This window comes from Seohaeicola nanhaiensis (genome assembly GCF_042654245.1).
GTDB classification, from domain to species: Bacteria; Pseudomonadota; Alphaproteobacteria; order Rhodobacterales; family Rhodobacteraceae; genus Seohaeicola_A; species Seohaeicola_A nanhaiensis.
The window spans coordinates 478,062-490,161 of sequence record NZ_JBHSGI010000002.1; the positions used below are offsets into that span (position 1 = coordinate 478,062).

At 63.2% G+C, this 12,100-nt stretch carries 13 protein-coding genes; 3 read left to right on the plus strand and 10 right to left on the minus strand.

Going from position 1 to position 12,100, the window contains the following annotated elements:
* Positions 1–31: 31 nt before the first annotated feature.
* A complete protein-coding gene (locus tag ACFO5X_RS02485) occupies positions 32–211 on the minus strand; it encodes a Flp family type IVb pilin (protein WP_380715552.1) in 180 nt (59 codons plus the stop codon).
* Between the two features lie 156 nt (positions 212–367).
* Between ACFO5X_RS02485 and ACFO5X_RS02490 the strand changes: the two genes are divergently transcribed.
* Entirely contained in the window at positions 368–1,111 is a 744-nt protein-coding gene (locus ACFO5X_RS02490; RefSeq protein WP_380716364.1) for a rhomboid family intramembrane serine protease, read from the plus strand.
* 4 nt (positions 1,112–1,115) lie between these two features.
* On the opposite strand, the gene ACFO5X_RS02495 is transcribed toward ACFO5X_RS02490, so the two are convergent.
* From ACFO5X_RS02495 to coxB, 9 genes are all read right to left on the minus strand, one after another.
* On the minus strand, positions 1,116–1,700 hold the full coding sequence (locus ACFO5X_RS02495) for a GNAT family N-acetyltransferase (protein WP_380715555.1): 585 nt from the start codon (positions 1,698–1,700) through the stop codon (positions 1,116–1,118).
* A 10-nt stretch (positions 1,701–1,710) separates the two neighbouring features.
* Positions 1,711–2,973, minus strand: a complete 1,263-nt coding sequence (locus ACFO5X_RS02500; RefSeq protein WP_380715557.1) for a M16 family metallopeptidase — start codon at positions 2,971–2,973, stop codon at positions 1,711–1,713.
* A complete protein-coding gene (gene thrC, locus ACFO5X_RS02505; RefSeq protein ID WP_380715559.1) occupies positions 2,970–4,358 on the minus strand; it encodes a threonine synthase in 1,389 nt (462 codons plus the stop codon). Before thrC ends, ACFO5X_RS02500 begins: the two co-directional genes overlap by 4 nt.
* A gap of 5 nt (positions 4,359–4,363) precedes the next feature.
* On the minus strand, positions 4,364–5,035 hold the full coding sequence (locus ACFO5X_RS02510) for an SURF1 family protein (RefSeq protein ID WP_380715561.1): 672 nt from the start codon (positions 5,033–5,035) through the stop codon (positions 4,364–4,366).
* An 88-nt stretch (positions 5,036–5,123) separates the two neighbouring features.
* The gene (locus tag ACFO5X_RS02515; protein ID WP_380715562.1) at positions 5,124–5,939 is read right to left on the minus strand and encodes a cytochrome c oxidase subunit 3; all 816 of its coding nucleotides are present in this window, start codon (positions 5,937–5,939) and stop codon (positions 5,124–5,126) included.
* A 24-nt stretch (positions 5,940–5,963) separates the two neighbouring features.
* Positions 5,964–6,533 (minus strand): cytochrome c oxidase assembly protein, encoded by a 570-nt coding sequence (locus ACFO5X_RS02520; protein ID WP_380715564.1) that lies wholly within the window; start codon positions 6,531–6,533, stop codon positions 5,964–5,966.
* A complete protein-coding gene (locus ACFO5X_RS02525) occupies positions 6,530–6,691 on the minus strand; it encodes a hypothetical protein (protein ID WP_380715566.1) in 162 nt (53 codons plus the stop codon). The genes ACFO5X_RS02520 and ACFO5X_RS02525 overlap by 4 nt, the downstream gene beginning before the upstream one ends.
* Entirely contained in the window at positions 6,688–7,629 is a 942-nt protein-coding gene (gene cyoE / locus ACFO5X_RS02530; RefSeq protein ID WP_380715568.1) for a heme o synthase, read from the minus strand. The genes ACFO5X_RS02525 and cyoE overlap by 4 nt, the downstream gene beginning before the upstream one ends.
* Positions 7,630–7,712: 83 nt before the next feature.
* Positions 7,713–8,597 carry a cytochrome c oxidase subunit II gene (gene coxB, locus ACFO5X_RS02535; RefSeq protein ID WP_380715570.1) on the minus strand — a complete coding sequence of 295 codons (885 nt, stop codon included), beginning with the start codon at positions 8,595–8,597 and terminating at the stop codon, positions 7,713–7,715.
* A 183-nt stretch (positions 8,598–8,780) separates the two neighbouring features.
* Here coxB and tldD point away from each other — a divergent pair, with 183 nt between their 5' ends.
* A complete protein-coding gene (gene tldD, locus ACFO5X_RS02540) occupies positions 8,781–10,202 on the plus strand; it encodes a metalloprotease TldD (RefSeq protein WP_380715574.1) in 1,422 nt (473 codons plus the stop codon).
* A gap of 166 nt (positions 10,203–10,368) precedes the next feature.
* Entirely contained in the window at positions 10,369–11,508 is a 1,140-nt protein-coding gene (dprA, locus tag ACFO5X_RS02545) for a DNA-processing protein DprA (RefSeq protein WP_380715577.1), read from the plus strand.
* Positions 11,509–12,100 lie beyond the last annotated feature (592 nt).

A 12,100-nucleotide genomic window follows, 5' to 3' on the forward strand; every position in this document is an offset into this window, starting at 1 on the left:
CCTGCTGAGTGGCCGAGAGAAGGTTTCAGAATCAGGCCGACAACAATCCCGCGAGATATTGGGCGATTGACGCTGTCAGCGCAGAGACGCCGCCTTCGACACCGGAGAAGGCGGCGGTCGCGAGCGCCACGATGAGCGCCGTCAGAACCACCCAATCAATGGTGACGGCGCCGTCTTCTTCGTTTCGGAACCTTGCCAAATGTCGTGACATGATCGCACTCTCCCCTGGATTTATTTTTCTTACACAATGCTCCCCTTAAAATAGGGCTCAATCTTGTCCGAGGTGTGACGCCAATGCGCGTCACCCAACATGAGAGTGCTGGCATTTCGCTTGACCGGCGCGCGCTTTGACAGCAGCTTGCGCGGAATGTTCCCGATCCGCGACCATAACCCATCCGGGCGTACACCCTTCGTCGTTTACGCGCTCATCGCGGTGAACGTGCTGTGCTTTCTTGGCTATCTGAACCTGATGGGCGACGAGCGCGCGTTGTGGCGGTTCTTCATGGAGTGGGGGATCGTGCCGCGCGCGATCACCGAGGGACATGGGTATTCCGGGCTGTTTACGTCGATCTTCCTGCATGCCGGATTCATGCACCTGGCCGGAAACATGCTGTTCCTCTGGATTTTCGGAGACAATCTGGAAGACCAGATGGGACATCTCGGGTTCCTGCTGTTCTATCTTGTCTGCGGCATCGGTGCCGGACTGGTGCATGTGATGACTGGCCCAAACTCGCTGGTTCCAACGGTCGGCGCGTCGGGCGCTATTGCGGGGGTGATGGGTGGATATTTGTTGATGTTCCCGAAGGCGAAGGTCGATATCCTGTTGATCTTCATTATCTTCTTTCGAGTCATCGCGATCCCCGCCTGGATGATGCTAGCCATCTGGTTCGGACTGCAATTCCTGGGAAGCCTCGGATCGGGCCCTGATGACGGAGGTATCGCCTATTGGGCCCATACCGGCGGGTTCCTGATCGGATTGGTGTTGACGATACCGGTCTGGATCCGCCGTGGAGCCTCGAAATATTGGAACCGTACACACGGTCACCCGCCGCATCCTGACGCCGACTATGACTTTGCCCGCTCGAGCGTGCCGAGGGTGCCGCGCAAGTAGCCGGTCAGCCTGTCTCGGTGCGGCCGCGCCGGTCGCTGCGCAGGGCGGCGTAGAGCACATGCGTGCGCCACCGCCCGGCGATCTGCAGGTAGGACTGGGCGACACCCTCGTATTTGAACCCGGCGATTTCCAACAGCCCCCGAGAGGCGGCGTTTTCCGGCAGACAGGCTGCCTCGATCCGGCTGAGATCAAGCTTGGTATAGGCGTGATGGACCAGCGCGCCGATTGCCTCGCGCATGAAGCCCTGGCGGGCGAAGGGCTGACCGGTCCAGTAGCCCAGCGTTCCCGACTGGGCCGGACCGCGACGGATGTTATCCAGAGTGATCGCGCCGACCAGCGCATCGTCAGAGCGGCGGATCAGGAACAGCGGCACCGCCGAACCGTTGGTGACCGACCGCTGGGCCCAGTAGACGCGATTGGTGAAGGCCCGGCGGGTCAGATGATCGGCGGCCCAGCTCGGCTCCCATGGCTTCAGGAAATCGGCGCTGTCGCTGCGCAGGGCCGCCCATGCCCGGAAATCGCCATGCAATGGCGGGCGCAGCGTCAACCGTTCGGTTTCGAGCTTGAGCTTACGTTTGGCCAGAAGCATCCGGGAGGTCTCAGGCGGCTCGCCTCTCCTGAAGTTCTGGCAGGGTCGGGGCACCTTCAACCGGACCATAGAGCGCCAGCGCGGCCGGTGCCTTGTGTGCCTGTTCGGCCGCGAATTCGCGCACGTCGCCGGTGGTGACCGCGTCAATCTTTTCGATGGTCTCTTCGAGGGTCGGAACCACGTCCCAGATTTGCACAAGCCGGGCCAGACGTTCGGCGCGGTTTGACGGGCTTTCCAGCCCCATCAACATACCGGCCTTCATCTGTGCGCGGGCGCGGGCCACCTCGGCCGGTGTCATGTCCTCGGCAGCGCGCTTCATCTCGTCGATGGTGATACGAGCCAGATCACCGACCTGGGCGCCACTAGTGCCCGCGTAGATCGTGGTGGTGCCGGTATCGGCATAGGCGCCGGTCTGGGCAAAGATCGAATAGCAAAGCCCCCGGTTTTCGCGAATTTCCTGGAACAGGCGCGAGGACATCCCGCCCCCCAGCGCGCTGGCGTAGATCTGTGCGGTATAGATGTCTTCGTGCCGATAGCCGGGGCTTTCCAGAGCGAGCGCGAAATGTGCCTGCTCCAGCGCCTTCTCGCGACGGAACTCGCCACCGGTAAAGGTGGCGGGAGGAACAGAGCGCGTGGAACGCGGCTCCAGATGCCCGAACATCGCCTCGGCCCCGCGCACGATGGCGTCATGGTCCACGGCTCCGCAGGCCGAAAGGATCAGTTCGACGGGGCCGTAGTGTTCGCCGATGAAGGTTTCCAGATCGGCGCGGTCGAATGCGCTGACCCGTTCCGAGGGGCCAAGGATGGTTCGGCCGAGCGGCTGGTCGCGGTAACTCTCTTCCTGCAGCCAGTCAAAGATGATGTCGTCGGGGGTGTCGAGCGCCTGACCGATCTCCTGAAGGATCACGCCCCGCTCGATCTCGATCTCGTTGGGATCGAAGACAGGGTTCATAACGATGTCGCCGATCACGTCCATCGCCAGAGGCACGTCGTTTTCGAGCACGCGGGCGTAATAGGCGGTCACCTCGCGGCTGGTATAGGCATTGATATAGCCGCCCACATCCTCGATCGCCTCGGCGATCTGAAGCGCATTGCGCCGCTTTGTGCCCTTGAAGGCCATGTGCTCGAGAAAATGCGCGATGCCGTTCTGCTCGAGCCGTTCGTGCCGGCCGCCGGCCGTGACCCAGATGCCGATTGCAGCGGATTGCAGGCCAGGCATGTGCTCGGTCACGATGCGAAAGCCGTTGGAGAGCTGTGCTTGCTGAACAGTCACGCGCCGATGTGCCCCTTGATGTGGGTTTCGAGAGTGGCGAGATCGTTGGCGATCCGCGTCACCCGTTCCGGCCTGTCATACAGATCGGACATGCGCGGGGGAAGAGGCGGATGAATGCCGCTTGCCTGCTCGACCGCGGCCGGGAATTTGGCCGGATGCGCAGTGGCCAGCGTGATCATGGGCACATCGGCCACACGCTGTTCGTTGGCGACCTTCACGCCGACGGCGGTGTGCGGGCAGATCAGCTCGGCGCTGTTGGCGAGCGTGGTCTTGATCGTCGCGAGCGTCTCTTCCTCTGAGGCGCGGCCCGAATCGAAGGTTTCCCGCAGGGCCTCGATAGCGCCCTGGCTGACGTCGAAACCGCCGGCCTTGAGCTCTTCCATCAGCTGAGAGACGGCCCGGCCGTCGCGGTTGTAGGCGTCGAACAGCGCGCGTTCGAAGTTTGACGAGACCTGGATATCCATGGAGGGGCTGATCGAGGGATGGGTCGGCCCCTTATGATACCCCTGCCCGCTGAGGCAGCGGTGCAGGATGTCGTTCTGGTTGGTGGCCACGACGAGCCGGTCAATCGGCAAGCCCATCCGCTTGGCGATGTAGCCGGCGAAGATGTCACCGAAATTGCCGGTTGGCACGGTAAAGCTGACCTTGCGGTGCGGAGCGCCCAGCGAGACGGCCGCGGTGAAGTAATAAACCACCTGCGCCAGAACCCGCGCCCAGTTGATCGAGTTGACGCCCGCCAGCCGTACCCCATCGCGGAAGTCGAAATCGTTGAACATGTCCTTGAGCCGCGCCTGGCAGTCGTCGAAATCTCCGTCCAGCGCGAGTGCATGAACGTTGCTTTCGCTCGGGGTCGTCATCTGGCGGCGCTGCACCTCGGATACCCGGCCATGCGGGTAGAGGATGAAGACGTCGACGTTCTTCAGGCCCCGAAAGGCCTCGATCGCTGCGCTGCCGGTGTCACCGCTGGTGGCCCCGACGATCGTGACGCGTTCGCCCCTGCGATCCAATGCGGTCTGGAACAGCTGGCCGATCAGTTGCATCGCGAAGTCCTTGAAGGCCAGCGTCGGCCCGTGGAACAGCTCGAGCAGGAAATGGCCCGAATCGAGCTGCTTCAGCGGCGCGCGGGCGGCATGGCCGAAGCCGGAATAGGCGCGGGCAATGATGGCGCGGAATTCGTCATCGCTGAAACTGTCGCCAATGAAGGGTCGCATCACCCGGAAGGCGGCCTCTTCGTAGGGGAGGCCAGCCAATGCGGCAATGTCGACGGCACTCATTTGCGGCACAGTGGCCGGGACATAAAGCCCGCCGTCGCGCGCAAGCCCTGTCAGCATCGCCTCTTCGAAGGTCAGTTCGGGCGCCTGCCCGCGGGTCGAGATATATTTCATGGGCCTCAGGTCTGTCTGCGGGCGCGGGTGCGCCAGAGGAAATGCCCGGTCATGCCGATCCAGATGACGGCAAGGGAGAACCAGGTGATGGCATATTGCAAGTGATCGTTGGGGATGGCGGCCGTGTCCACCGGTAGTGGGGAAACGCCGGGATCAAGGTCGGTGGCTGCAATCAGCATGACGGGTTCGGTGTCGAGCACCTGCGCCATTGCGTCCACATCACGCGCAAACCAGGTTTCGGTGCCGCGTTCCGGTTTGGGCGTGTAGGTGTCGGTCTCATTCGGCCAATGCAGGTTGCCGGACACCTCGGCCGGACCGATGCGGCGCACATTGTCGCGGGCATCAACCGGGACGAAGCCACGGTCGAGCAGGATGCGCCGTCCGTCGTCGGTCTGGAAGGGGGCGATAATCCGGTAACCGGCGCCGACCTGTTTCTGCGACACGAGGACATGCAGCTCGCGCGGCAGAATGGCCCCGCTCACTTTCACCGCCAGATACCGATCGCGTTCCGGGTCGGGATTGGCTGGAAGTTCAACCGGGTCGGCGTCGATCCGGGCCTGCATCTCGGCCAGGAACCCTTGTTTCTCCTCCAGCCGGTTCATCTGCCAGACGCCGAGCCACACCAGTGTCACGGCACCGGCCAGGCCGATGATGAGGAGGAAGAGAAGGCGTTTCATGCCGCGCTTTCGGTCGGACGTGAAAAGGCGCGCAACGGGTGCGCGCCTTGTTTGCAGAGTGGCGCGGGCGGTCGGGCCGCCAGCCGGATCAACCCAGATGCGACGTGCCCCAGATGTAGACCGCGAAGAAGAGGAACAGCCAGACCACGTCGACAAAGTGCCAGTACCAGGCTGCCGCCTCGAAACCGACATGGCGCTCCGGGGTGAAGTCACCCTTGATCGCACGGATCAGGCAGACCGTCAGGAAGATCGTACCGATAATCACGTGGAAGCCGTGAAAGCCGGTTGCCATGAAGAAGTTCGAGAAGAACTGGTCGCCGCCGAATTCCCAACCGTCGTGGGTCAAAAGGAGGCCGTATTCGTAGGCCTGAAGCGCCGTGAAGGCGATGCCCAGCACGATACCGATGGCCAGGCCCTGCACCAATGCCTTGCGGTCGTTGCCATGGACCAGCGCGTGGTGCGCCCAGGTAACCGCGCAACCCGACAGCAAGAGGATCAGCGTGTTGATGAGAGGCAGGTGGAACGGGTCGATGGCGTGGATGACCGGCGCGACATATTCCGAGCCGACGTATTCCTGCATCGGGTAGATCTGGTGTTTGAAGAACGACCAGAACCAGGCGAAGAAGAACATCACCTCGGACATGATGAAGAGGATGAAGCCATATCTCAGGCCGATCCGCACCACCGGTGTGTGATCGCCGACGTGGCTTTCTTCGACAACATGCTTCCACCACACGAACATCGTGTAGAGCACGATCACCAGGCCGATCAGGCACACCCAGGGGGTCCCGCCATGCATCCAGAGCACGGCCCCGAACAGCATGACGAAGGCGCCCACCGAGCCGAGAAGCGGTTCGATCGATGGGTGCAGGATATGGAAGTCGTGGTTCTTTGCGTGTGCCATTCAGGTGTCCCTCGCCTTAGGGCCTCAGTTCGTAGCCGCGCCTGCGCCGGTGTCAAGGGCGGCATAGCCCTCGGGCAGGTCGATCTCGTGGAAAGTGTAGGACAGCGTGATGCTGTGGATGTATTTCGCGTCTAGGTCGTCGACGATGGACGGGTCGACGTAGAAGCTGACCGGCATCTGCACCGTTTCGCCCGGCGCCAGAACCTGTTCGTCGAAACAGAAGCAGTGGATCTTGATGAAAAAGCTGCCTGCCTCGTAAGGGAAGACGTTGTAGCTTGCCCGGCCGGCCACAGGCCGGTCGGTCGGATTGTGGGCCTCGTAGAATGCCAGACCCGTTTCGCCGATCTTAATCTCTACCTGGCGCTCTACCGGCTTGAACGTCCAGGGCATGTCGCGATCAAGCGATCCGTCGAAGCGAATCTTGATGGTCTTGTCCAGAACCGTATCCGATCCGGCGTCGGCAGTGCCGGTGACGCCGCCGAAACCGGTCACCCGGCAGAACCAGTTGTAGAACGGCACCGATGCCCAGGACAGGCCACCCATGAGAAGGACGACGCTCAGAAGCTTGACAAGTGTCTTGTTTGCCGGTGTCATTTCTTGCTCTCCGTTGCCGGGGTCTCGAAATCGCCGCTCGTCACCTTGACCACAGTGAGGCCAAATACCAGCGCGACAAACGCCGCGAGCACCAGACCAAGGCCCAGGTTTCGACCGAACCGGCGCCGATGCAGGTCGTGGACGGGACGCAGGCTCATGACCAGCCACCGAGGCCATAGGGACGCAACAGCGCTTCCGCCAGAATCGCGCCGAAGTGCAGGAAGAGATAGAGCAGCGAAAGGCGGAAGAAACGCCGTTCGGTGGCAAAATTATCGGCCTCTGCCATCGCCTCGTCGCGGCGCCAGATCTGCCAGGCCCCGGCGAGGAACAGCGCGTTCAGGACCGCTGAAACAGTGAGGTAGATAGGTCCGCCGATACCGGTGAAGGCCGCACCCAGCGCGAAGATGGCCAGAACAACGGTATACGCGAGAATATGGGCGCGGGTTGTCCGGCGGCCGTGGGTCACGGTCAGCATCGGCACTCCGGCATCGTCGTAGTCGGAGCGCATGAAAAGGGCCAGCGCCCAGAAGTGCGGCGGCGTCCAAAGAAAGGTCAGCGCGACCATCAGCCAGGGCTCGATCGCCATGGAGCCGGTCGCGGCAACCCAGCCCACCAGCGGAGGGAACGCACCGGCAAGGCCACCAATCACGATGTTCTGCGGCGTCGAACGCTTGAGCCACATCGAGTAGACGACGACGTAGAAGAATATGGTGAAGGCCAGCAGCGCCCCGGCAAGGATATTGGTTGCCAGCGCAAGCAGCACTACCGAGAAGCCAGACAGCGCGATGCCCAGCCCCAGCGCCTCGCCCGCTTCGACCCGCCCCGCGGGGATCGGACGGCCGCGTGTACGGCGCATCACGGCGTCGATATCCGCGTCCCACCACATGTTCAGCGCGCCAGAGGCACCGCCGCCCACAGCGATGAACAGAATCGCGCAGAAGCCGATGAAAGGATGCACGTCGATGGGCGCGGCAACCAGGCCCACCATGGCGGTGAACACCACCAGCGACATGACACGCGGCTTGAGCAGCGCGAAGTAGTCGCCGAATCCGGCGTCACCCACCGTGGCTTGCGTCTGAAGGCTCGCGTCGGTCATACTGCCTGCCATGCAGAGCGCGTCGCCGCGCCCCTTCCGGAGTTGAAGTGGAGTGCGCGCAGTGTCGCGCGCACGCGGGTCTTTCAGTCGGCCTGAGCGACTTTCACGTCAAGCGGCGTGCCAGCGTATTGCGCGATTGCGCCCTTCAGCCACTCTTCGTAGGCTGCCTCGCTCACGATCTTGACCGTGATCGGCATATAGGCGTGGTCCTTGCCGCAAAGTTCCGAACATTGGCCGAAGTAGATGCCTTCACGGTCGGCCTTGAACCAGAGTTCCGCCAGACGACCGGGAACGCCGTCCTGCTTCACGCCAAAGGCCGGAATCGTCCAGGAGTGGATCACGTCGGACCCGGTAACCTGCACCACGATGGTCTTGCCCACGGGCAGAACCAGGGCCGTGTCGGTGGCGAGCAGATATTCGTCGCGGCTGTAGCCGGCGTCTTCGAGCATCTTGATGACGTTGTCATCGAGCACATAGTTGCCGCCGGTGGCCGGCTGGCCGATCATGTAGCTGTCGAAGCCGAAGTCGTGATCGACATATTGATAGGACCAGAACCACTGGTTTCCGGTCGCCTTGATGGTGATGTCGGCCTCGGGGATTTCCTGCTGATCGAACAGCACGGGCAGCGAGAAGGCACCGATCAGCACCAGGATGAAGACCGGGACGATGGTCCAGGCAATTTCCAGCGGCGAATTATGCGTGAAGGTTGCAGCGGTCGGATTGGCGCGGCGGTTGAATCGCAGGATCGCGTAGATCAGCAAGCCGGTCACGAAGACGCAGATCACGGTGATGATGATCAGAATCATGTGGTCGAGCCACTGCTGCTCGTGCGCCAGGCTGGTCGCAGCCGGCTGGAAGGACATGCCCCCCGACACCGGCCTGCCGACGATCTCGAGCTTGTCCTGTGCCATGGCCGGCAGGGCGGCAAACCCGCCAAGCAGCCCCGAAATCGTGAATGCTGTCTTCATATCATGTCCTGATCGGTTGATCGCGCTTCGTCCGATGAGACTGTCGCGCGTGTTAGATCCGCGCGGGAGCCCCGTTGTGTTCGTTGCCGCTAGAAACCATATTCCGACTGACAGATAAAGCCATCAGCTTGCGTCAAACGGACGCTTTTTGCCCGTCAGAGGCAGGAAAGGCCTGAAAACTCCATGGACGACACCCCGTTCCGCCCCTTCGAGACCGTGCTTCCGCTGGATGCCGCCCTCGCCGAACTGCAAAACGCGACGCATGGCGCCGACGATGGCGAACTGTTCGTCGAGCGCCGACGTTCGGAAGCGCTGACATTCGACGACGGTCGTCTGAAAAGTGCCAGCTATGATGCGGCCGAAGGGTTCGGGCTGCGCGCCGTGCGCGGAGACGTGGCGGGATACGCCCATTCGACCGAGCTGACCCTCGCCGCGCTGAAACGGGCGGGAGAGACCGCGCGCCTGGCCGTGGGCGACGGCGGTGGAACCCTTTCCGAGGCGCCGCGCGCCTCCAACCGGCGCCCCTATACCGAAGCCGATCCCATCGGCGGCGTGCCGTTTCCGGTCAAGATCGACACGCTGCGCGAGATCGACGCCTTTTCGCGCGGCCTTGATTCCCGGGTGGTGCAAGTCTCGGCGATGCTTGCCGCCTCGTTGCAGGAGGTCGAGATCCTGCGCCCGGACGGTGTGCGGGTGCGCGACGTGCGCCCGATGACCCGTCTGAACGTGTCGGTCATCGTCGAACAGGGCGGTCGGCGCGAGACCGGGACCGCCGGCGGCGGCGGTCGGATCGGGCTGGATGGTCTGATCGACCCGGTGGACTGGCAGGCGAAGGCAAAGGAAGCGCTGCGGATCGCGCTGGTCAATCTCGATGCCGAAGCTGCGCCCGCCGGCGTGATGGAGGTTGCGCTGGGACCCGGCTGGCCCGGCATCCTGCTGCACGAGGCGGTCGGACACGGTCTGGAGGGCGACTTCAACCGCAAGGGCACCTCTGCCTTTGCCGGGCTCATGGGCCAGCAGGTTGCGGCGCGGGGCGTCACGGTGGTGGACGACGGCACCCTGCCCGATCGTCGCGGGTCGATCGCAGTGGACGACGAGGGAACCCCCTCTTCGCGCACGGTTCTGATCGAGGACGGCATGCTGACCGGTTTCATGCAGGACCGCCAGAACGCGCGGCTGATGGGCGTCGCGCCCACCGGAAACGGCCGGCGGCAGAGCTATGCGCACAAGCCGATGCCGCGGATGACCAATACGATCATGCTGGGGGGCGAGGCGAATCCCGCCGACCTGGTGGCGGATATCAAGGACGGCATCTGGGCAGTCGGATTCGGCGGCGGACAGGTCGACATCACCAACGGCAAGTTCGTATTCTCGTGCACCGAGGCCTATCGGGTGAAAAATGGCAAGGTCGGCGCCCCGGTGAAAGGTGCAACGCTGATCGGCGACGGACCAAATGCGCTGAAACGCATTCGCGGACTCGGCAACGACATGGCGCTGGACCCCGGCCTGGGGAATTGCGGCAAGGACGGTCAATGGGTGCCGGTCGGGGTAGGCCAACCGACCGTGTTAATCGACGGTCTCACTGTAGGTGGCTCGGCAACTTGACGAGCGCGGAATCAGGCAATTTTCCGACAGGAAGCACTGGCGACCGTTAGGGAGCCAGCGCAACCCTCAAAAAAACTGTCGTCGCCCTGCGAAAAACCCCTTTTGATTCACTTCCTGTTAACCGGTTCTCCGCTAGACCTGTTTTTGCAACATGGCGGAGCGCAGGATGACCGAGGACATTAGTTCTTCCACTCACCCCCCACTCCCACCCACCACGGAAGACGATCGATTTTCCTGGCTCCGTCTGTTGCGCTCTCGGCGGGTCGGTGTGGCAACCTTCCACCGGCTCCTGGCCGAGCATGGCACAGCGCAGAACGCGCTGGCCGCGCTGCCCGAAGTGGCGCGCAACGCCGGGGTGGAGGACTATGAACCCTGTCCGCCCCGCGTGATAGAAGCCGAGATGAAGGCCGCAAAGGCCGCGCGTGCGCGGCTTTTGTGCCTCGGCGATCCGAATTACCCCTCCCAACTTGCCTCGATTGCCGATGCACCGCCGATCCTTTGGGCGGTTGGCCAGTTGTCGTGGCTGAACCATCCCGCCATCGCGCTGGTCGGCGCGCGAAATGCCTCTTCCCTTGGCATACGGATGGCCCGCGCGCTGGCAGCCGGACTGGGGCAAGCGGGCTTGGTCGTCGCCTCGGGCCTTGCACGCGGAATCGATACTGCCGCCCATGAAGGGGCGATTTCGACCGGAACACTTGCCGTGATGGCCGGGGGCGTCGACGTGGTCTATCCCAGCGAAAACGCCAAGCTTGCCGCACGAATCGCAGAAACCGGGCTGTGCTTGTCCGAACAGCCGATGGGACTTGTTCCGCAGGCGCGGCATTTTCCGGCCCGCAACCGCATCATTTCCGGGCTTGCACGGGCCGTGGTCGTTGTCGAAGCCGCGTCCAAATCGGGCAGCCTCATCACCGCGCGAGACGCACTCGATCAGGGCCGTGAGGTGATGGCGGTGCCGGGGCACCCCTTCGATGCGCGCGCCGCAGGATGTAATCTGCTGATACGCGACGGCGCAGTGCTTGTCCGAAACGCCGACGACGTCCTGCTGGCCATTGGCAACGAATCCCAAACGCCGGCGCAATCCACTCCTCCGGCGCAGGATACCATCGCACCAGCCCGCACCCTGCGCGAGACGGCTGCGCTGCATCGGCGCATCCTCGATCGACTTGGGCCGAGTCCGATTGCGGAGGATCAGCTGATTCGCGATCTCGCCGCCACGGCGGATCAGGTCGGCCCGGCGCTGATCGACCTTGAACTCGATGGTCGCATCGCCCGCCAGTCCGGTGGCCTGTTGTCCCGCGTGAACTGACGGATGAAGACCAGGCGGGATGCAGGCATTCTGCGCCTTCGCCAGAAATCCTCTACTGGAGGTCAGATCGCAAGGGCGGACAAGCTATCAGACTGATGGCCCACCCTGAGGCGCAGTATTTCGCGTCGGAGTATCAGACAACGTCCCGCGCCAAGATCCCGTGCATGGCCACCCTCGTCGGACCTGATCGCCAGAACATCGGCTGCACTCAGGCTCCGTCCCACTGGTCCGGCGCCAGGACGCCGTGCCGCTAGGCGGCGGATTGGTAAAGCCCAATCACGGAAGCCTCTGCTGCGAGAGCTTGGCGGATGCGGCTACGTCCGCCCTCCGAGGGGCACGGATGACAGATCCGACCGTAGCGCCCGGCCGCCGTTCCATGCTCGGACGGATGGTATCCTTCATCCCGGCTCGGAGCGCCGTTCCCCGCCCTGGTTTCGGCCAGCCCCGGACGATGGTTCCCACGGATCAGGATGTGCGGCGGCTCTCTAAATCCCCTTGGAAATAGAGGGCCGACGCGGCGGCCATCCTGTGCCCAAACCGCGCAGATTGACAATCAGCACTTGCACCCCACATGTTGCCCCGCCATAGAGCC

Bases quoted from the DNA above. Each gene is read 5' to 3' on its own strand.
- ACFO5X_RS02490 (WP_380716364.1), top strand. From the start codon at position 368: ATGTTCCCGATCCGCGACCATAACCCATCCGGGCGTACACCCTTCGTC.
- ACFO5X_RS02525 (WP_380715566.1), bottom strand. From the start codon at position 6,691: ATGAGCCTGCGTCCCGTCCACGACCTGCATCGGCGCCGGTTCGGTCGA.
- cyoE (WP_380715568.1), bottom strand. From the start codon at position 7,629: ATGACCGACGCGAGCCTTCAGACGCAAGCCACGGTGGGTGACGCCGGA.
- thrC (WP_380715559.1), bottom strand. From the start codon at position 4,358: ATGAAATATATCTCGACCCGCGGGCAGGCGCCCGAACTGACCTTCGAA.
- tldD (WP_380715574.1), top strand. From the start codon at position 8,781: ATGGACGACACCCCGTTCCGCCCCTTCGAGACCGTGCTTCCGCTGGAT.
- ACFO5X_RS02520 (WP_380715564.1), bottom strand. From the start codon at position 6,533: ATGACACCGGCAAACAAGACACTTGTCAAGCTTCTGAGCGTCGTCCTT.
- coxB (WP_380715570.1), bottom strand. From the start codon at position 8,597: ATGAAGACAGCATTCACGATTTCGGGGCTGCTTGGCGGGTTTGCCGCC.
- dprA (WP_380715577.1), top strand. From the start codon at position 10,369: ATGACCGAGGACATTAGTTCTTCCACTCACCCCCCACTCCCACCCACC.
- ACFO5X_RS02510 (WP_380715561.1), bottom strand. From the start codon at position 5,035: ATGAAACGCCTTCTCTTCCTCCTCATCATCGGCCTGGCCGGTGCCGTG.
- ACFO5X_RS02515 (WP_380715562.1), bottom strand. From the start codon at position 5,939: ATGGCACACGCAAAGAACCACGACTTCCATATCCTGCACCCATCGATC.
- ACFO5X_RS02495 (WP_380715555.1), bottom strand. From the start codon at position 1,700: ATGCTTCTGGCCAAACGTAAGCTCAAGCTCGAAACCGAACGGTTGACG.
- ACFO5X_RS02485 (WP_380715552.1), bottom strand. From the start codon at position 211: ATGTCACGACATTTGGCAAGGTTCCGAAACGAAGAAGACGGCGCCGTC.